Annotated in this window: 18 protein-coding genes and 1 pseudogene; 1 reads left to right on the top strand and 18 read right to left on the bottom strand. The window is 48.3% G+C overall.

Annotation, left to right across the window (positions count from 1 at the left end):
• Nucleotides 1-64 precede the first annotated feature (64 nt).
• Complete coding sequence (locus WH43_RS08205) at nucleotides 65-979, bottom strand: M23 family metallopeptidase (protein WP_053424149.1); 915 nt, start codon at nucleotides 977-979, stop codon at nucleotides 65-67.
• Nucleotides 980-1008: 29 nt separating this feature from the next.
• On the opposite strand from WH43_RS08205, the gene WH43_RS08200 reads away from it, so the two are divergent.
• Nucleotides 1009-1485 carry a DUF721 domain-containing protein gene (locus WH43_RS08200; protein WP_053424148.1) on the top strand — a complete coding sequence of 159 codons (477 nt, stop codon included), beginning with the start codon at nucleotides 1009-1011 and terminating at the stop codon, nucleotides 1483-1485.
• A gap of 7 nt (nucleotides 1486-1492) precedes the next feature.
• On the opposite strand, the gene lpxC is transcribed toward WH43_RS08200, so the two are convergent.
• The 17 genes and pseudogenes from lpxC to mraZ all read right to left on the bottom strand — a co-directional run bounded on the left by lpxC (nucleotide 1493) and on the right by mraZ (nucleotide 19083).
• Nucleotides 1493-2404, bottom strand: a complete 912-nt coding sequence (lpxC, locus tag WH43_RS08195; protein ID WP_053424147.1) for a UDP-3-O-acyl-N-acetylglucosamine deacetylase — start codon at nucleotides 2402-2404, stop codon at nucleotides 1493-1495.
• Between the two features lie 103 nt (nucleotides 2405-2507).
• A complete protein-coding gene (gene ftsZ, locus WH43_RS08190) occupies nucleotides 2508-3695 on the bottom strand; it encodes a cell division protein FtsZ (RefSeq protein ID WP_053424146.1) in 1188 nt (395 codons plus the stop codon).
• A 36-nt stretch (nucleotides 3696-3731) separates the two neighbouring features.
• On the bottom strand, nucleotides 3732-4967 hold the full coding sequence (gene ftsA / locus WH43_RS08185; RefSeq protein WP_053424145.1) for a cell division protein FtsA: 1236 nt from the start codon (nucleotides 4965-4967) through the stop codon (nucleotides 3732-3734).
• The gene (locus tag WH43_RS08180) at nucleotides 4945-5721 is read right to left on the bottom strand and encodes a cell division protein FtsQ/DivIB (protein WP_053424144.1); all 777 of its coding nucleotides are present in this window, start codon (nucleotides 5719-5721) and stop codon (nucleotides 4945-4947) included. The genes ftsA and WH43_RS08180 overlap by 23 nt, the downstream gene beginning before the upstream one ends.
• Nucleotides 5718-6632 (bottom strand): D-alanine--D-alanine ligase, encoded by a 915-nt coding sequence (locus WH43_RS08175; protein ID WP_053424143.1) that lies wholly within the window; start codon nucleotides 6630-6632, stop codon nucleotides 5718-5720. Before WH43_RS08175 ends, WH43_RS08180 begins: the two co-directional genes overlap by 4 nt.
• A 3-nt stretch (nucleotides 6633-6635) precedes the next feature.
• Nucleotides 6636-8077: pseudogene (murC, locus tag WH43_RS08170) on the bottom strand (UDP-N-acetylmuramate--L-alanine ligase).
• Nucleotides 8074-9189, bottom strand: coding sequence for an undecaprenyldiphospho-muramoylpentapeptide beta-N-acetylglucosaminyltransferase (murG, locus tag WH43_RS08165; RefSeq protein ID WP_053424142.1), 1116 nt, complete (start codon nucleotides 9187-9189; stop codon nucleotides 8074-8076). The pseudogene murC and the gene murG overlap by 4 nt, the downstream one beginning before the upstream one ends.
• Entirely contained in the window at nucleotides 9182-10381 is a 1200-nt protein-coding gene (gene ftsW, locus WH43_RS08160; RefSeq protein WP_053424141.1) for a putative lipid II flippase FtsW, read from the bottom strand. The genes murG and ftsW overlap by 8 nt, the downstream gene beginning before the upstream one ends.
• Nucleotides 10378-10839, bottom strand: a complete 462-nt coding sequence (locus WH43_RS20495; protein ID WP_286049580.1) for a glutamate ligase domain-containing protein — start codon at nucleotides 10837-10839, stop codon at nucleotides 10378-10380. The genes ftsW and WH43_RS20495 overlap by 4 nt, the downstream gene beginning before the upstream one ends.
• Nucleotides 10826-11701 (bottom strand): UDP-N-acetylmuramoyl-L-alanine--D-glutamate ligase, encoded by an 876-nt coding sequence (gene murD / locus WH43_RS08155; protein WP_286049579.1) that lies wholly within the window; start codon nucleotides 11699-11701, stop codon nucleotides 10826-10828. Before murD ends, WH43_RS20495 begins: the two co-directional genes overlap by 14 nt.
• Before the next feature lie 3 nt (nucleotides 11702-11704).
• Nucleotides 11705-12787: a phospho-N-acetylmuramoyl-pentapeptide-transferase gene (mraY, locus tag WH43_RS08150; protein WP_053424140.1), complete on the bottom strand. Its 1083-nt coding sequence runs from the start codon at nucleotides 12785-12787 to the stop codon at nucleotides 11705-11707.
• Nucleotides 12781-14157, bottom strand: a complete 1377-nt coding sequence (locus tag WH43_RS08145) for a UDP-N-acetylmuramoyl-tripeptide--D-alanyl-D-alanine ligase (RefSeq protein ID WP_053424139.1) — start codon at nucleotides 14155-14157, stop codon at nucleotides 12781-12783. Before WH43_RS08145 ends, mraY begins: the two co-directional genes overlap by 7 nt.
• Nucleotides 14154-15635 (bottom strand): UDP-N-acetylmuramoyl-L-alanyl-D-glutamate--2,6-diaminopimelate ligase, encoded by a 1482-nt coding sequence (locus WH43_RS08140; RefSeq protein ID WP_053424138.1) that lies wholly within the window; start codon nucleotides 15633-15635, stop codon nucleotides 14154-14156. The genes WH43_RS08145 and WH43_RS08140 overlap by 4 nt, the downstream gene beginning before the upstream one ends.
• A complete protein-coding gene (locus WH43_RS08135) occupies nucleotides 15625-17379 on the bottom strand; it encodes a penicillin-binding transpeptidase domain-containing protein (RefSeq protein ID WP_286049578.1) in 1755 nt (584 codons plus the stop codon). The genes WH43_RS08140 and WH43_RS08135 overlap by 11 nt, the downstream gene beginning before the upstream one ends.
• Nucleotides 17376-17684, bottom strand: coding sequence for a cell division protein FtsL (ftsL, locus tag WH43_RS08130; RefSeq protein ID WP_053424137.1), 309 nt, complete (start codon nucleotides 17682-17684; stop codon nucleotides 17376-17378). The genes WH43_RS08135 and ftsL overlap by 4 nt, the downstream gene beginning before the upstream one ends.
• Nucleotides 17681-18619, bottom strand: a complete 939-nt coding sequence (gene rsmH / locus WH43_RS08125) for a 16S rRNA (cytosine(1402)-N(4))-methyltransferase RsmH (protein WP_053424136.1) — start codon at nucleotides 18617-18619, stop codon at nucleotides 17681-17683. The genes ftsL and rsmH overlap by 4 nt, the downstream gene beginning before the upstream one ends.
• Nucleotides 18619-19083 (bottom strand): division/cell wall cluster transcriptional repressor MraZ, encoded by a 465-nt coding sequence (mraZ, locus tag WH43_RS08120; protein ID WP_053424135.1) that lies wholly within the window; start codon nucleotides 19081-19083, stop codon nucleotides 18619-18621. The genes rsmH and mraZ overlap by 1 nt, the downstream gene beginning before the upstream one ends.
• Nucleotides 19084-19120: the final 37 nt, after the last annotated feature.

Raw genomic sequence — 19120 nt, 5'->3', positions numbered from 1 at the left:
AGTCCGGCCTGAGCCTTTGTTACCCGACTTTCTGAAACGCCCGCCTCAGAAAACCGGGTATATATTATTGAATACGGCGATTAACAAACATCATAGGGTCAATTTGCTGACCATTTTTCAGAACTTCGTAATGCACATGTGGCCCTGTCGAACGGCCTGTGTTGCCCATAATGGCAACTTCCTGGCCTTTGGTTACCATCTGTCCAACCTGAACAGTGGTCGCCTGAGCATGAGCATAACGGGTGCGATACCCATCACTATGCTCAATCTCAACCATTTTACCGTAACCAAAACGTTCACCAGCCCAGGTCACTATGCCACCTGCTGTTGCAAAAATAGAATCACCTTCTTTACCGGCAAAATCTACCCCACGGTGCACTGCGGGTTCACCACTGAAGGGGTCGCTACGTACGCCAAAACTGGAAGACAGGTAACCACTTAATACAGGGCGACCAGACAACTGAACGCTTTTTCCTATATGGTGATTCAAATCCAGAGATTCAAGCATGGCAAAGCGGGTTTGCTCGGATTGCAGATTTTGCTCCAGCTCATTGAGCTGCAACAACACGGCATTCAGTTCAGCCAGACTGATTTCAGTCGGAGTTTGTGCCGGGCCTCCCATAGCTGGAGTTTCGTGCAGATTAAACTCTTCCGTCGACAAATTGGCGGCATCAATTAAACGTTCACCAACCATATTCAGTCGGTTCACCTGAGCCTGCAGCGTGGCAACTTTAGCCGTTAATGCAGCCAGCTGATTTTCAGCACGGCGACGGATATCAGCAATTTCTTCTGTTTCTGCAGCGCGACTTAACTGCACCTTTTCAAGTTCAGCATTGCCTTGCTGAAATAAATTAGCAAAGGCCGCACCAGCACCAGAGGCGATGCAAAACAACAAGACGGCCGTGACTGTCAGTTGCGATGGCGTGCTGCCAAAGCTGAAGTGGCGATGTCGGCCACGATAGAAAACTGTTACACTCATGCAACCTCAGTATAAATTTATCAGTGAAGATGGCGCGCTATTCTCAGAAACCCGTGGATCTAAGTCAGTTGCTGCAACAAAGCTCTTTGTTGTCGACTATGCAGCACGCCGATCTGTTGCGCCAACTTAATACCGAATTAGCGCAGTTTCTGCAACTGGATCCATCCGGTTTTTGCAAAATTAGTACCATAAAAGCCGGTCGCTTAGTAATTTTGTGTCAATCACCCGCCTGGGCCACCCGGCTGAAAATGCAAAGAGAAGCCATTCTAGACAATTTCCGCCAGAAAATCTTGCCGGATTTGGCAGGGATAGACATTGAAGTCTCACCAAATACCCAACTGCAGTATGTCAAAGCGGAAGAAATCAAAACTGAAGGACCTAAAATCTCTGAACAAGCGGCGGTGTATTTACTAGCTTTAGCACAAAACAGTGAAGGTGAGTTAAAGCAGAAATTACAAAGGCTGGCAGAGCTGGCTCAAAAGAACCGCTCTGCTCCGAAAACCTAATCAAGACTTAAGCAAGCTGCGGTGCCAGATAGGATATTGGCATTTGCGCTTCTTTATCGAAGCTGACAAATTCCCAGTTCGCCTGATCAGCCAGCACTGCAGACAATAACTGGTTATTTAAAGCGTGGCCCGTTTTATAAGAACGGAACTCGCCAAGAATACTGTAACCGGCCATGTATAAATCACCGATTGCATCCAGAATTTTGTGTTTGATAAATTCGTCTTCGTAACGCAGACCATCCTGGTTTAACACCCGGAACTCGTCTAGTACGACGGCGTTATCAAAACTACCGCCTAACGCCAGATTATTGGCGCGTAAATATTCAATGTCCTGCAGGAAACCAAAAGTACGGGCACGGCTGATGTCTTTGATAAAAGACGCGGCAGAGAAGTCCAGCTTCATGCGCTGTTTAGTTTCAGAAATCACAGGGTGATCAAAGTCGATGGCAAAATCCATACGGAAACCGTGATGTGGCACAAACTCAGCCCACTTATCACCGTCTTCTACCCGTACTTTTTGCTTAATGCGGATAAACTTTTTGGCTTTTTTCTGTTCGCTGATACCGGCTTCCAGTAACAGGTAAACAAAAGGGTTGGCACTGCCATCCATAATTGGAATTTCAGCAGAGTCTACTTCGATAAACAGGTTATCGATACCTAAACCAGCCACTGCAGCCATTAAATGCTCAGTGGTGGACAGGCGTACGCCTTCGTCGTTGATCAAACACGTACACATTACTGTGTCGCCCACTAATTCAGGGGTGACTTTAAAATCAACGATCGGGTTCAGATCGACACGCCGGAATACAATACCGGTATTATCAGGAGCAGGCCGGAGAGTAAGCGTAACCTTTTCTCCCTTGTGTAAACCCACCCCGATCGAGCTGATTGATTTTGCAATGGTACGTTGTTTAATCATATTTTTTCCTGTTCAAATATTGAACAAATCCAAAATGGCGGCGAAGCATAACACAGCTGACCAGCTATGCCAACCTTTGAGCCTTTTGTCAACTGACTAAAAATTAGTCAGCTTGTTTACGTAAAAACGCCGGAATATCGAAAATATCGATGTTCGCTTGTTTTTCCGCAACAGGTTTGTTTTGCGCTACAGGAGCTTCTAACGGCGCTTGTGACAAGTCACGGGCAGCGTTCCCCTGATGATGCGCATAGCTTGTACCAGCATTGCCATAAACGTGCGCTGAACGAACTGGTTCATGACGGTGATTTGGTACCAGGCTGATATCAGGCTTACGCTCTGCACCTATACCTGTGGCAACTACAGTGACACGAAGTTCATCCGACATGTCAGGATCAATGACAGCACCTACAACCACAGTGGCATTTTCTGAAGCAAATGCTTTCACCGCATTACCTACAGTTTCAAACTCTTCAATGCTGATATCCAGGCCCGCAGTGATATTCACCAGAATACCCTTAGCACCTGATAAATCGATATCTTCCAGTAACGGGCTGGAAATCGCTTGTTCAGCGGCTTCTTCTGCACGATCCGGACCTGAAGCACGGCCAGTACCCATCATGGCAGTACCCATTTCTGACATCACTGTACGCACGTCGGCGAAGTCAACGTTAATCAGACCTGGACGAGTAATCAGCTCAGCAATACCTTGCACTGCACCTAACAACACGTTGTTAGCCGCTTTGAACGCATCGAGCAAACTAGTGCCTTTGCCTAAGACTTTTAATAACTTGTCGTTAGGAATGGTGATTAATGAGTCAACATGTTTTGCCAGCTCAGCAATACCTTCGTCCGCATAAGCAGAACGTTTTTTGCCTTCGAACGGGAATGGCTTAGTCACAACAGCAACAGTCAGGATACCCATTTCACGGGCTACTTCAGCCACTATTGGAGCAGCACCAGTACCAGTACCACCACCCATACCGGCAGCGATAAAGATCATGTCCGCGCCTTGCAGCGTTTTCTTGATCGTTTCACGGTCTTCTTCTGCAGAACGACGGCCTACATCAGGGTTAGCACCAGCACCTAAACCTTTAGTGACGCCAGCACCCAATTGCAGGGTCATATGGGCAGACGAATTACGCAGCGCCTGCGCGTCAGTATTGGCAGCAATAAACTCAACACCTTCGATGTTGCTTGCAACCATATACTCAACAGCGTTACCGCCACCACCACCAACACCTATGACTTTAATGACAGCTTCTTCGCTGTGGTTTTCCATTAACTCAAACATAGCTCTCTCTCCGTTTTAGTACGCTTACTCAAAAAGTTAAAATTCGCCTTTAAACCAGCTGGTGAGACGTTTCACCATGCCGCCGACCGACTCGCGGGCAGCGACAGCTTTTTTCTGCTGGGTCCGCATGTCTTTTCCATAAATCAGTAACCCCACTACGCTGGCGTAGGCCGGGTCCTGCACATATTCTCTTAAACCTGTAATGCCGATCGGGTAACCCAATCGCACTGGCATCTGGAACACATCTTCAGCAAACTCAATCGCACCTTCCATTTTGGCGGTACCACCTGTCAGCACTATGCCTGCGGCAATTTGCTCTTCCAGACCAGAGCTGCGAATTTCTTCCAGCACCAGTTCAAACAATTCCTGATAACGCGGCTCTACCACTTCAGCCAGGGTATGGCGTGACATACTGCGAGCCGGACGACCACCCACACTTGGCACTTCAATGTTTTCTTCTTTACCGACCATGCTGCGCAGTGCACAGGCGTATTGCACTTTGATATCTTCGGCGTGGCCTAAAGGCGTGCGGAAGATTTTGGCAATATCGCTGGTGACCTGATTACCAGCCACAGGGATCACTGCGGTATGGCGCAAAGCACCATTGGTAAAGACCGAGATATCTATAGTGCCGCCGCCCATATCTACCACACAGACACCCAGCTCTTTTTCATCATCCGTCAGCACCGCATAGCTGGATGCCAATGATGAGAAAATCAGCTGGTCGACATGCAGCTCGCAGCGCTCAGCACATTTTTCGATATTTTTTGCCATATCATTGGCGCAGGTGATGATGTGCGCCTTGGCTTCCATCCGCACCCCTGACATGCCGATTGGGCTTTTAATGCCTTCCTGCATGTCGACTGAAAATTCCTGTGGCAGTACATGCAACATGCGACGCTCAGCCGAAATAGGCACTGACTTGGCGGCATGAATGACGTTGATCACATCTTCCGCTGTCACTTCGGCATCGTTGATTGGCACCATGCCACTTTCGTTCTGACAACGAATATGTTTGCCGGTAATACCTAAATACACAGAAGACACGCGGCAATCAGCCATCAGTTCAGCTTCTTCCACGGCGCGGCGCACAGACTGCACCACCAGGTTCAGATCGTTGACACCACCTTTGTCCATACCACGGGCTACATGAGTGCCCACACCAACAATACTTAACTGATTGTCAGCAGTAATTTCGCCCACTAAGGCTTTTACCTGTGCTGTGCCTATATCTAAGCCAACGATAAGATCACGTTCTGTCGACTTTGTCATCTTGTTCTCTTTGTTCTGGCGCTTCGACCCAACGTACAGCGACGCCTGTGTCATAACGCAAATCAACTTCGGCGACTGCCTGAGTTTTATGTTTACTAATCACAGGGTACAAATCTATAAACCGCTGCACCCGCTTTGCCGTATCTTCCCGGCCCAGAGTCAATTGAATGCCCTCTGCTAAATTCAGTCGCCAGGCCTGACGGGCTGACACTGTGAGTCCTGTTGCCGCATGCTGATGGACGGTCAGCATTTGATTCAATTGATTGAACATGGTCAGAGCATCCTGCTCGGCCCCGTCCGGACCTTGTAACTTTGGCAATGGCTGCTTTAGTTCAGCGACAGGAGCGACAAAGATCTGACCTTGTTGATTGAGTAAATAGTGGTCATTCCATACCGCGACTGGCTTATGTTCAGTCACTACCACCACGAGCGTATCAGGCCATTGTTTGCGCACGGCTGCCTGAGCTACCCAGGGTTGTTGCTGCAGAAACAGCTGCACCTGATCCACGTTCAAATTAAAAAAGTTACCCAGATACTGTTGTTGCAGTTTTTGATTTAACGCTGCAGCTTCAATCTGAGAAAAATCGCCATAGACCTTTACTTGCTGGATAGGAGCGCTTTGTTGATCCTGACTCCAAAGCCAGATCTGATACCCCAGCCAGCAGACAAACCAGACGGAAAAACAGAAAAACACCACACCAGCCCAGAAGGCTTTGTTGATAGGTGCTCTGACTGTCTTACCATTTTTTGTCATAAGGTCTGTTCTAAAATCTGCAGAACTAACTGCTCAAAAGTTAAACCCGCTGCTTTAGCCGCCATAGGCACCAGCGACTTCTCTGTCATACCAGGCACTGTATTGACTTCCAGCAGATAAAAATTCCCCTGCTCATCCAGCATCGCATCCACCCTGCCCCAGCCTGACGCACCAACAGCGGTAAAGGCAGCAGCTGCAGTGTGTTGCAAAAAGGCAGTCTGGTCGGCGGTTAAAGGCGCAGGACAAAGGTATTCAGTGCTATTGGACTGATACTTGGCTTCATAATCATAAAAAGAGCGGGGAGTACGCATTTCAACGATAGGCAACGCCTTACCGTTTAATACAGTCACGGTAAATTCACGGCCCTGGATCCACTGTTCAACCAGTACATCCGCATCGTATTTCGATGCCACAGCTAAGGCCTGTTCCAACTCTTGTGCAGTGCTTGCCGCACTCATGCCGATACTGGAACCTTCATTCGCTGGTTTCACCATCACTTTACCAGCTAATTGCTGCAAAATATCCTGATAATTCAGTTGTTTTCCAGCTTCAGCCACTAAAAATTTTGCTGTAGGTAAGCCTTGTGCCTGAAATAGCCATTTGCAGCGAATTTTATCCATCGCCAGGGCTGAACCTAAAACGCGGCTACCTGTGTAAGGTAAGCCCATCAACTGCAAAGCACCTTGCATAGTACCGTCTTCACCGCCACGGCCATGCAAAACGATAAATACACGATCAAAACCAGCTGCAGTCAGAGCACTTAGCGGCTGATCTTTTGGGTCAAAAGCATGGGCGTCGACACCTTGCTTTTGCAAAGCGGCCAGCACAGCAGCACCTGAGCGTAACGACACTTCACGTTCTGCCGAGGTTCCACCAAACATCACAGCTACTTTGCCAAATTTGCTGCTCATACTTCAAGCTCCCTCGTTTGGTTTTAATGCAGAAATTGCTAATTTAGAGGCTGCCAGTTGTTTAGCCAGTGCCCCTATATTGCCAGCGCCCTGAGTCAGCAGCACATCACCGTCCTGCAACACGTCAGCTAAAGCAGCGGGTAAGTCGGCAGGGGTCGCCACATAAATAGGATCCAGCTGACCACGGGCACGAATGGAGCGGCATAAACTGCGGCTATCTGCGCCTGGAATAGCGGCTTCGCCTGCGGCATACACCTCAAGCAATAACAATAAATCGACAGAAGACAGCACTTTGGCGAAGTCTTCGTATAAATCACGGGTTCTGGTGTAACGGTGTGGCTGATAAGCCATGACGATACGGCGCTCTGGCCAGGCGTTGCGAGCAGCGGCCAAAGTGGCAGCCACTTCGCTTGGATGGTGACCATAGTCATCGACCAGCAGCACTTTGCCGCGGCCTGTCTCAAACTCGCCATACTGTTCAAAGCGACGGCCTATACCTTCGAATTTTTTCAGCGCAGCTAAAATGGAATCCGTTGCTATACCTTCATCTTTGGCCACGGCAAAAGCGGCGGTTGCATTTAATGCATTGTGACGACCGGCTAAATTCAGCTCAATCTGGCTGCTACGCCGTTTTTATCGGTAATAACAAAATGGCTTTGAGTACCGGTTTGACCGAAGTCACTGATGACATAATCCGCATCTTCGCTAAAACCATAAGTAATAACAAAACGGCCAATTTGTGGGATCAGCTCACGTACTACGGCATCGTCGATACACATCACGGCGACACCATAAAATGGCAAGTTATGGCAAAACTCCAGATAGGTGGCTTTCATTTTTTCAAAGTCACCCTGATAAGTTTCCATATGATCAGGTTCAATATTGGTGATCACTGACGCCATAGGCTGTAAATGCAGGAAAGAAGCGTCGCTTTCATCCGCTTCGGCAATTAAATAACGACCAGCGCCAAGGCGGGCATTGGTACCAGCAGAATTTAATAAGCCGCCAATCACAAAAGTAGGGTCAGTGCCAGCTTCAGCAAAAATAGAAGCGATTAAACTGGTGGTGGTGGTTTTACCATGAGTACCGGCTATAGCTATGCCATGACGGAAGCGCATTAACTCCGCCAGCATTTCAGCGCGGCGTACTACCGGAATCCGGTGCTCAATAGCGGCAGCGACTTCAGGGTTATCGGTTTTAATAGCACTGGAGACCACCACTACACTGGCACCTTCAATGTTTTCGGCTTTATGGCCAATCACAATACAAGCACCTAAAGAGGTTAAACGGTCGACCACAGGGTTTGGCGCTATATCTGAGCCTGAAACTTTATAACCTTCATTGACTAATACTTCGGCAATACCACCCATACCAGCGCCGCCGATCCCAACGAAGTGGATCCGCTCTACTCTGCGCATTGCATTTTTGTTTTGTTGGTTGCTCATTTAGTCTTATCCATTACTTCACCACAGACTCTCACAACGTGTTCTGCGGCATCATCTATTGCTGTTCTGCGGGCATTATTTGCCAAATGACGCAGTGCACTTTTGTCCTGCAACCAGGACTGGAGTAAAGGCAACAAAGCACCTTTACTGAATTCGCTTTGTGGCAGCAAGACCGCCCCTTGTTTTTGCACTAACCAGCTGGCATTCGCCGTCTGATGATCGTCAATAGCCGATGGCAAAGGCACAAAGACCGCCGCCACACCGGCACAAGCCACTTCAGAGACTGTTAAAGCTCCTGCGCGACAAATCACCAGATCAGCCCAGGTATAAGCCGCAGCCATGTCTTCAATAAAAGCGCTGGCACTGGCCTTTAATTCAGGCAAAGCGGCATATGCCTGTTGCACTTGCTGCTCCATCGCCTTGCCGGTCTGATGCCGTATTTCCAGTTCACCAAACTGTGCAGCCTGCGCAAACAAGGCCGGTAACTGCTGATTAAACACTTGCGCACCTAAACTGCCGCCTACCACTAACACTTTTAAGCTTGCTGTTGGCGCCTGCAATTGTTTTTGGCCAGACACAGCCAGCACTTCCGCACGCACAGGGTTACCCACTACTAATCTGTCTTTGCGATCAGCAAAAGCCTGTGGAAAAGCCACTAATACTTTTTTCGCAATACGGGCCAATAATCTGTTGGTGGTGCCCGCTACTGCATTTTGCTCATGCACTATTAAAGGTTTACCGGCTAACCAGGCGGCTAAACCACCAGGTCCACTGGCATAACCACCAAAACCTAACACCAGTTCAGGGTTCAGTTGCTTGACTAAAGCACGGGCCTGACTGATAGAACGCCATAACATCAGCGGCGCTTTGACTAGGCTTTTTAAGCCTTTGCCGCGTAAACCAGCCACAGCAATGCTGTGAAACGGAAAACCAAACTGCGGCACTAAAGTCGCTTCCATTCGATCCGCTGTACCCAGCCAATGAATACTCCAGCCTTGCTGTTTTAACAATTCAGCCACAGCTTTAGCAGGGAAAATATGGCCACCAGTACCACCCGCCATAATCAAAGCTGTTTTTTGCTGTTTACCAGCAGTCTGCATCAGCTCAGGCATGAGGCCCCCCGCTGATGGCATGACGACCTTTCAGCCGTACTTCAAAATCAATACGGATTAATAAAGCTGCGGCCACTAACATAATGATCAGACTACTGCCGCCTGAACTGACAAAAGGCAAAGTTAAACCTTTGGTTGGCAATACACCGCTTGCCACACCCACATTGACGCAGGTTTGAAAACCAATCCAAATCGCCAGCGCATAAGCTAAAAAGCCGTGAAAGCTCATGCCTTTAAACAAAGCTTTGTTACCAATCCATAAAGCACGGCTGACCAGTAAAAACAGCAGGCTTAAGATCACAAACACACCAATCAGGCCGGTTTCTTCTGCAATCACCGCGAAGATAAAATCGGTATGAGCTTCGGGTAAATATTCCAGTTTTTGTACGCTGTTGCCCAGGCCCTGACCAAACCAGCTGCCACGGCCAAAAGCCATCAAGGACTGAGTTAACTGATAACCACTGCCAAAAGGGTCAGCCCACGGGTCTAAAAACGAAGTCACCCGGCGCCAGCGGTATTCGCTGTAGACAATCAACACGCCTATCGCAGCTAAACCGGTAAAAATCAGGCAAAAGAATTGCCATAATTTAGCGCCAGCTAAAAATAGCAGCACCACAGAAGTGGCAAACATTACTATCACTGTTCCCAGGTCAGGTTGCATTAACAGCAAAACCGCCAGAATAAACATAATGATCAGTGGCTTGATAAAGCCTTTAATGTTCTCTCTGACTTCCTCATGCTTACGTACCAAATAGCTGGACAGGTAGACAAAAAAGAATAACTTAGCAGGTTCAGCCGCCTGTATATTGATAGGACCCAATGCCAGCCAGCGAGTGGAACCATTGACATTACGACCAAACAACAACACTGCAATCAGCAGTACCAAGGCCAGCATCAATAGCAGTATATTGGTGTTATGCCACCAGGACACCGGCACATTGAGCACCATATAAGCCGCGCTGAAACCAATAAACAAATACACCAAGTGACGAATGGTAAAATGCAGCGGGTTACCGTGCAAACGCTCAGCCACAGGCACTGAAGCGCTGGTGACCATAATGATACCCACACCTAATACCAAAGCCAGCAGCACAAGAAATACTTTGTCATAGCTATTGGCTTCGTCACGTTGCCACCACTGGGCTATAGCTTCAGTGGGTGAAGGGATCAGGTTCAGCAGCATTTGCTTCATAACCACACCTTCTGCACTGCTGCAGCAAACTGCTGACCACGGTCTTCGTAGTTTTTAAACATATCTAAGCTGGCGCAGGCTGGTGATAACAACACCAAATCATTGGCCGTGGCCAGTTGAACCGCAGTTTTTACTGCCGCCATTAGATCTTTGACTTCAAAACTGCCAGCTTTTAAGGCAGCGATAGCTGGGCCGTCCTGGCCTAAGGTAATTAAATGATCGACATCATTATTCAGCACTGTGGCCAGTTCACTGAAATCAGCACCTTTGCCATCACCACCAGCAATTAAAATCAGCTTGCCTGTAACTTCAGAACGTAAACCTGCAATAGCAGCCAGAGTTGCGCCCACATTGGTGGCTTTGGAGTCGTTGACCCAGCGTACGCCTTTATGATCCGCCACTAACTGGCAACGGTGTGGTAATGAGGTAAAACTTTGCAGCGCTTTAATCAGCTTCACGGCTTGCACCGGCGGCTAAAGCTAAAGCACAGCTGGCCAGAGCATTAAACTGATTATGCAGGCCAACTATAGTCATCTCACGTACCGGCATTAAAGGCTCGGCCGCAACTAATAACCAGCTTTCGCCCTGATACTGAACCACACCATAGTCAGAACCAGCTAAATCTAAAGCCAAAGCAAGCACCGAAGTTTTTGGTGTAGTTAGGCCATCGGCTTTATTGTAAATCGCCAGTTCAGTGCCTTGATAGACCCGTTGTTTCGATGCAGCATAAGCGGCCATAGTGCCGTATCTGTCCATATGATCTTCAGTCACATTGAGAATACAGGCCGCTTTGCTGTGTAATGAATGCGTGGTATCCAGCTGGAAGCTCGACAGTTCCAACACAAACACTTCAGCATCACTTTGCAGCGCATCCAGAATGGGCAAACCAATATTGCCAGCTGCGACCGCCCGTAGGCCAGAGCACTGCAGCATATGGGCGGTTAAACTGGTGACAGTCGACTTACCATTAGAGCCGGTGATAGCCAGTACTGGTTTTTGATTTTGCAGTGCAAACAGCTCGACATCACCAATCAGATGGGCGCCTTGCGCCAAGGCAAAACGTATAGCCGGGTGCTTAGGATCTAAGCCAGGACTCACGACTAACACGTCCATATGAGCCAGACGATTGGCATCCAGCTCACCTAAATAAATCCCGTCCACTTTGTCAGTTGGGATCTGTTCCAGCCCTGCCACTTTTAAGCGGGTATCCATCAGAACAGGTTTGACGCCTTGTTTCAGCAAAAAGCGCACTGTGGCCAGACCTGAAAGGCCTAGTCCTATCACAGCAACACGTTTTCCCTGAAACAACTTAGTGTTCATGTTTTATCTCAGTTTTAAAGTAGCTAAACCAATCAGCACAAAAATGACGGACAAGATCCAGAACCGCACTATAACGCGGGGCTCAGGCCAGCCTTTTAATTCGTAATGGTGGTGAATAGGCGCCATACGGAAAATGCGCTGGCCGCGTAATTTGTAAGAACCGACCTGCAAAATCACAGACACAGTTTCCATCACAAAAACACCGCCCATAATAAAGAGCACAATTTCCTGACGGACTAAAATGGCAATCACACCCAGCACTGCACCCAGGGCCAAAGAGCCTACATCGCCCATAAAAACCTGAGCCGGATAGGTGTTAAACCAGAGGAAACCCAGGCCAGCGCCTACTAATGCAGCACAAACCACCACCAGCTCACTGGCATGGGGCAGATAAGGAATATTCAGGTAATTGGCAAAATTCACGTTACCGCTGGCATAGGCAATGATGGCAAAGGCAAAAGCCACCATAATGGTTGGCACTATGGCTAAACCGTCTAAACCATCGGTTAAATTCACCGCGTTGCTGGTACCCACAATGACGAAGTAACACAAAGCAATAAAGATAAAGCCCAACTGTGGCAGCACATCTTTAATAAAAGGCACCACTAAACTGGTTTCAGCCGGACGTTCTGCCGTGGCATACAGGAAAAATGCAATTGCCACAGCAAACAGGGATTGCCAGAAGTATTTCCACTTGGCAATCAGGCCTTTTGGATCTTTACGCACTACTTTGCGGTAATCGTCAATAAAACCAATCCAGCCAAAGCTGACCAGCGTAAAAATCACCACCCAGACATATTTATTCGCCAGGTCGGCCCATAACAGAATACTGGTTAGCACCGAACCTAAAATCAGCAAACCACCCATAGTTGGGGTGCCTTTTTTCGAGAAGTGACTTTGCGGGCCATCATCCCGTACCGTTTGACCTATTTGCAGCAGCTGCAGTTTGGCGATCAGCTTAGGCCCCAGGTACAGGCTTAACATTAAAGCCGTTAAAATACCCAGAATAGACCTGAAGGTCAGGTAACTGAATACGTTAAAGGCATTGATATATTGAGTTAAATACTCGGCTAACCACACTAACATGGGCTGATCTCCTGCTGACATCTCTCTAGCAAGTCCTGCACGACCAATTCCATTTTAGCGCTGCGCGAACCTTTGACCAGCACAGTCGCATCGGACTGCTCATCAAGGATCGGGCTTAACTTTTGGATCAGTTGCTGACGGGAACTAAAATGGGCACCTTGGCCGTTAAATAAATCACTGGCGCTCTGTGATAACACACCCAGGGTGAATAACAGATTAATCCCCTTTTGCTTGGCGTATAAACCTACTTCTTCATGGTACAAACGGGCATCAGCGCCCAGTTCGCCCATATCACCAAAAACTAAAACTCTGAAGCCAGGATAAGTGACTAATAAGTCGATGGCGGCTTTGGTCGATTCAGAATTCGCATTGTAGGTATCGTCAATCAGCCGCAACTTATCGCTGGCTTGCGTGACATTAATACGACCTTTGACTGGCTTCATTGCGGCTAAACCTAACTGCACATCAGTCAGGCTGGCACCTAAGGTCAAAGTTGCAGCAGCAGCAGCTAAAGCGTTAGCGACATTGTGTTTACCAGGCAATACCAGCTGAATAAAAATACGACCTTGTGGGCAAACTAAATCAAAACTGGCACAGCCCTGTTCATTCAGCACTATGTGTTCAGCGCTGAAATCAGCAGCTTGAGTACTGCTGAAAGTCAGTACCTTTTTGTCCTGTAAACGCTTTAACCAATACCCGGAAAACTCGCTATCCAGCGGCACTATAGCCACGCCATCAGCACCTAAAGAGCCATAAATTTCACCTTTGGCCCGGGCGACACCAAACAAATCGCCAAAGCCTTCCAAATGAGCGGCAGCCACATTGGTGATGATGGACACTTCAGGTTTTACTAAAGACGAGGTATAAGCAATTTCACCTAAATGATTAGCGCCCAGCTCCATCACTGCATACTGATGCTGCTCTGTTAAACGTAATAAGGTCAGAGGCGCACCAATATCGTTGTTAAAGTTACCTGCAGTCGCCAGTACATTACCGATGCGGTCCAAAATGGCAGCCATCATTTCTTTGACTGTGGTTTTACCTACACTGCCGGTCACGGCCACAGACTTAGGATTAACCTTGTGTTTTACCGCAGCGCCTAAAGCTCCCAACGCCAATCGGGTATCGGCAACAATAATTTGCGGCACAGCAACGTCCAACTGCTGCTCTACAATCAAAGCCACAGCGCCCTTGGCAATCACGTCGGCGGCAAACTGATGACCGTCAAAATTCGGGCCTTTTAAGGCAATAAACAAATCGCCCTGATTGATATTGCGGCTGTCTGTGCTGACGCTTTGGATCTGAATATCAGCGCCAACCAGTTGTCCCTGCACTAACTGTGCTATTTCTTTTGTTTGTAAAGGGATCATAAAGCAGTCTCCGTCACCAGTTGTCGGACAAAGGCACGTTCGTCGTAGGGTAAAACTTCATGGCCAATAATTTGATAATCTTCATGCCCTTTGCCAGCGATCAGCACCAGATCACCGGTTTTGGCTTGTTCTAAAGCAGTGCGTATCGCGGTTTTACGATCAGTAATCAGCTGATACTGCTGCTCTGTGCAGCCTGCTGCTATATCCAGACAAATCGCCATCACATCTTCAGTGCGTGGGTTATCTGCCGTGATAATCAGCTGATCCGCTAATCGCTCTGCGATTGCCCCCATTAAAGGACGTTTGCCTTTGTCTCGGTCGCCACCACAACCAAACACCAGCCAAAGCTGGCCCTGACAATGGTTACGAACGGCTAGTAAAGTTTGCTCCAGCGCATCCGGCGTATGGGCATAATCCACCACAGCCATCACGTTGCGACGCGCTTGATAAAACTGCTCGATACGGCCCGGTACACTGCTCAACTGCTGCGCAGCCCAGACTAAAGCCTCAAAGCTATAACCTAACTGCAGCATGGCGCCCATGGCCGCCAATACGTTTTGAATATTAAATTCACCCAGCACTTTCAGTTGCAGCTGCTGTTGACCTAAATGGCTGGTTAAACGGAACTGATAACCTTGCGGGGTAATTTCCAATTGGTCATAAGCTAAATATTCGTTATAGCCAACACAATCTTTTAACTGACCATAAGCCAGTACAGGCAGAGTGCAGTCCGCAGCTAATTGGCGACCAAACTCATCGGAAACATTAATCACAGCTGTTTTGGCTAAATCCGCTTGAAACAACAAAGCCTTGGCTTCGCCGTAGGCCTGCATAGTGCCGTGATAATCCAGGTGATCGCGGGTTAAATTGGTAAACACAGCCACTTCAAACTGCAGACCAGCCACACGCTGTTGCACTAAGGCATGCGAAGATACTTCCATCGCCACCAGCACATCGCCTTGAACTGCTTTTGTGCTCTGGATGCTATGCAGAATACGGTGAATATCCACCAGATGTGGTGTGGTGTTATTCAGTGGCGTCAGATGACGATAATCACCATAACCCAAAGTGCCAATCACGGCGCCTGGTTGCTGTAACAACACGGCCAGCTGATTGACAAAAATAGCAGTACTGGATTTACCGTTGGTGCCGGTAATACCCACCAGTTTTTGAGCATCATGCGGATAAAAAGCTGCAGCTAAAGCGCTCAGCAGTTCAACTAGCTGAGGTACAACTACAATACGCTGATCATTCAGCGCAGGCTGAGTATCAGTCAGCACTAACACTGCACCTGCGGCTAAAGCTTTTTCAATAAACTGATTACCATGAGTCTTAGTGCCAGGCAGGGCCAGAAACGCATCGCCCTTTTGCACTTCAGCGCTATTGATACGTAAATGCTGTAATGGCAAAGCTGCGATTGACGCTGGCAGCTGGATTTTAAAAGGAGTCAGCCACTGCTGCAGTAAGTTAGCCGGCATTAGGCACCCCACTGACTTTGGTAATACGACTGTCGTTGGCATCTGGCGCTATATTGAGTAACTGCAACGCAGCGCCAGAGACTGCTGAGAATACAGGAGCAGCCACTTCACCACCGTAGTAATAATCGCCGCTTGGTTCATTAATAATCACCACCACAGCAATACGAGGGTTTGAAATAGGAGCAATACCAGCGAAAGATCCAATGTAATCATCGCTGTAACCACGAATACCAGCTTTTTTCGCAGTACCTGTTTTACCACCTACACGGTAACCCGGCACCGCAGCTTTTTTCGCACTACCGCCAGGCCCAACCACAGCTTCCAGCATGGCAACCATGTTGTCAGCATGCTCTTCGCTGACTACTCGTTCCCCTAAAGGCTTTTTATGACTTTTGAAAATAGATAACGGATAAGACACACCGCCATTGGCGATAGTGGCGTAAATACGAGCCAGCTGCACCGCATTGACCGTAAAGCTATAACCAAAAGAGATAGTGGCTAAAGCGTGCTCGCCCCAACGGCGCTGTTCACGCAGGACCCCTGGAGTCTCGCCAGTCAGGCCTAAACCTGTTTCTGAACCCACACCCATCTTGTAATACATATCAAGAAACTTGTCAGTTGGCAGACCCAAAGCTAAACGCGTCACCCCTATGTTACTGGATTTGCGCATAATGCCGGTTAAATCCAAATCGCCATAACCGTTGATATCCCGCACTAAACGACCGCCGATCCGCACCGGGCCATAACCTGTTGAAATGACGGTATCCATAGTCGCTGTACCATTCTCCAAAGCCGCTAATACAGGCAAAGGTTTGATGGTAGAACCGGGCTCGAACGTATCGGTAATAGCACGATTCCGATATCTGTTGCTGTCGGTATTTTTTCTGTTATTTGGGTTGTACGAAGGTGCATTAGCCAGCGCCAGCACTTCACCGTTATGCACATCCACGACCACCACAGAACCAGAAGTCGCGCCAAACTGCATCACAGCTTTTTTCAGTTCACGGTAGGCTACGGCCTGAATACGCTGGTCGATACTCAATTGAATATTATTCGACGCCTGGCCATCGGTTTGTGACAGCACTTCAATTTCACGGCCTTTGGCATCTTTACGTATGGTTTTTAGTGCAGGTTTACCGGTTAACACGTCGTTAAACTGCCGCTCAATACCTTCCATGCCCTGATCGTCGACATTGGTAAAACCTAACAAATGTGCAGTCACTTCACCGGCAGGATAATAACGGCGTGATTCCTGCTGAAAGGCAATACCCGGAATTTTCAACTGTTTGATGTAATCGACAGTAGCGGGACTGGCCTGACGTTGCAGATAAACAAAACGTTTGGAGTCATCGGCACCAATTTTATCCGACAGTTGCTGCGGACTGATCTGCAGCATATCGGCCAGCGCATGCCAACGACGTTCATCAATTTTGTGTCTGTTGCGGATCACCAGTTGCGGGTCTGCCCAAATCGACTGCACGGGCACACTGACCGCCAGTTCTTCGCCATTACGGTCTAAAATCATGCCACGCATCGCCGCGTCAGATTTTACCCTTAAGGTCCGCATATCGCCCTGTTCCAGCAGCATTTCAGGTTCTAACACCTGCAAGTAAGCCGCACGGATAATCAGGCCGCTGAATACTGCAAATAAGGACACAATTACAAAAGCAAAACGCCAACTGATGACAGTCGGCTGTTGATTCTTTTTTGCCTGCTTTTTAGGTGCTGCGGGTTTCTTTATCATGGTTCCTGCACCACCACATCTTGCGGGCCGCTGGGCCTGACCATATTCAGTTTGGTCGCTGCCAGCTCTTCCACCCTGCTGTGTTCAGACAAGGCCCTTTGCTCCAGCAATAAATTACGCCACTCCATTTCTAAGGTGTCGCGTTGTTGCAAAATTCTATCTTCATACATGGTTAGCTGGCGGTTCATATGAGTGAACTCCACCACGGCTAAAGCTGAACCTAAACAGCATAGGATCAACACCAGCAGAAATTTATGCTGCCAGATGTCGCTTACAATCAGACGGTTCAGTTTGATGGAGCTCATGCGGTTTTCTCCGCTATACGCAATACGGCACTGCGGGCTCTGACGTTGTGTTCCAGCTCGGCATCAGACGGCATTATGGCTTTGCCAATCAGCTTCAACGGCGTGTACAAGTTCAGTTGATCCTGGGTTAAAGGCAAGCCTTTCGGAATGGCAGCGCCTTTGCTTTTTAAGCGCATAAACTGTTTTACCATCCGATCTTCCAGCGAATGGAAGCTAATCACTGTTAAACGGCCGCCAGGTTTTAATACCTGCACAGCAGCATCCAGCGCAGTTTTGATCTGATCCAGTTCGCTGTTGATATAAATGCGAATGCCCTGAAAGCTGCGGGTTGCAGGATGTTTTTTCTCTTTATGGCTTTTTGGCACCACTGAGCTGATTAAACTGGCCAGCTGAGCTGTGCGGGTCAGTGGTTGCTCACTGCGGCTATCCACTATGGCATTGGCAATACGCCAGGCTGATTTTTCTTCGCCATATTCGCGTAATACAAAAGTAATGTCTTCCACATCGGCTTTAGCCAGCCAGTCAGCAGCAGAGATACCTGATGTAGGGTCCATCCGCATATCCAGCGGGCCATCGCGCATAAAGCTGAAACCACGTTCAGCATCATCGAGCTGAGGTGAAGACACACCTAAATCCAGCAGTATGCCGTCCACTTTGCCGCTAATGCCTTGGTCTTCAGCGATTTGGGCCAAAGCAGCAAAAGGACTGTGGGTAATAGAAAAACGAGGATCGGCTAATAAAGGCTCTGCGGCGGCAATAGCAGCAGGATCGCGATCGATAGCATACAAACGACCTTGTTCGCCTAATTTGGATAAAATCACTCTGCTATGACCACCACGGCCAAAAGTACCGTCGAGATAAATCCCGTCGGGTTTAATGGCTAATCCGTCTATGGTCTCGGCCAATAGCACGGAGATATGGGCGCTTTGCTCCATCAGAGTACAAAATCCTGCAGCCGCTCGGAGATCTCAGCATCAGCAGACATATCACGTTCGATTGCCATATCTTCGGCAACACGTTTGTTCCATGTCTCTTCGTCCCAAATCTCGAATTTGTTAAGTTGTCCGACTAAGCGGATGTTTTTTGTCAGACTGGCATGGCTTCTTAGTGGCGCAGGTAATAGAATGCGGCCGCTTTTATCCATGTCACAATCCGACGCGTGGCCTATCAATAAACGTTTGAAGCGCAACTCTTGTGGGTTTTGGTTGGATAAACGCTGCAGTTGTTCTGCAACGTCTTCCCATTCAGGCAATGGATAGAGCAGCAAGCAAGGATCTTTGGTGTGAATAGTACAAACCATGGCCCCTTCAGCATCAGCAAATAAGGTATCGCGGTAACGCGTTGGCAGCGCTAACCGACCCTTATCATCCAATGTTAAAGAAAACGACCCACGGAACATGTTAATCCCACTTTCTTGTTGTTTGATCCTGATATTT

The sequence above is a fragment of the Rheinheimera sp. KL1 genome, assembly GCF_001275035.1.
Taxonomy (GTDB): domain Bacteria; phylum Pseudomonadota; class Gammaproteobacteria; order Enterobacterales; family Alteromonadaceae; genus Pararheinheimera; species Pararheinheimera tangshanensis.
The sequence above is the reverse complement of the archived record's forward strand: the minus strand, read 5'-3'. Positions and strand labels throughout refer to the sequence as shown.

Excerpts from the sequence above, each read along its gene's own strand:
- WH43_RS08205 (WP_053424149.1), bottom strand. The coding sequence starts at position 979 with ATGAGTGTAACAGTTTTCTATCGTGGCCGACATCGCCACTTCAGCTTT.
- WH43_RS08200 (WP_053424148.1), top strand. The coding sequence starts at position 1,009 with ATGGCGCGCTATTCTCAGAAACCCGTGGATCTAAGTCAGTTGCTGCAA.
- lpxC (WP_053424147.1), bottom strand. The coding sequence starts at position 2,404 with ATGATTAAACAACGTACCATTGCAAAATCAATCAGCTCGATCGGGGTG.
- ftsZ (WP_053424146.1), bottom strand. The coding sequence starts at position 3,695 with ATGTTTGAGTTAATGGAAAACCACAGCGAAGAAGCTGTCATTAAAGTC.
- ftsA (WP_053424145.1), bottom strand. The coding sequence starts at position 4,967 with ATGACAAAGTCGACAGAACGTGATCTTATCGTTGGCTTAGATATAGGC.
- WH43_RS08180 (WP_053424144.1), bottom strand. The coding sequence starts at position 5,721 with ATGACAAAAAATGGTAAGACAGTCAGAGCACCTATCAACAAAGCCTTC.
- WH43_RS08175 (WP_053424143.1), bottom strand. The coding sequence starts at position 6,632 with ATGAGCAGCAAATTTGGCAAAGTAGCTGTGATGTTTGGTGGAACCTCG.
- murG (WP_053424142.1), bottom strand. The coding sequence starts at position 9,189 with ATGCCTGAGCTGATGCAGACTGCTGGTAAACAGCAAAAAACAGCTTTG.
- ftsW (WP_053424141.1), bottom strand. The coding sequence starts at position 10,381 with ATGAAGCAAATGCTGCTGAACCTGATCCCTTCACCCACTGAAGCTATA.
- murD (WP_286049579.1), bottom strand. The coding sequence starts at position 11,701 with ATGAACACTAAGTTGTTTCAGGGAAAACGTGTTGCTGTGATAGGACTA.
- mraY (WP_053424140.1), bottom strand. The coding sequence starts at position 12,787 with ATGTTAGTGTGGTTAGCCGAGTATTTAACTCAATATATCAATGCCTTT.
- WH43_RS08145 (WP_053424139.1), bottom strand. The coding sequence starts at position 14,157 with ATGATCCCTTTACAAACAAAAGAAATAGCACAGTTAGTGCAGGGACAA.
- WH43_RS08140 (WP_053424138.1), bottom strand. The coding sequence starts at position 15,635 with ATGCCGGCTAACTTACTGCAGCAGTGGCTGACTCCTTTTAAAATCCAG.
- WH43_RS08135 (WP_286049578.1), bottom strand. The coding sequence starts at position 17,379 with ATGATAAAGAAACCCGCAGCACCTAAAAAGCAGGCAAAAAAGAATCAA.
- ftsL (WP_053424137.1), bottom strand. The coding sequence starts at position 17,684 with ATGAGCTCCATCAAACTGAACCGTCTGATTGTAAGCGACATCTGGCAG.
- rsmH (WP_053424136.1), bottom strand. The coding sequence starts at position 18,619 with ATGGAGCAAAGCGCCCATATCTCCGTGCTATTGGCCGAGACCATAGAC.
- mraZ (WP_053424135.1), bottom strand. The coding sequence starts at position 19,083 with ATGTTCCGTGGGTCGTTTTCTTTAACATTGGATGATAAGGGTCGGTTA.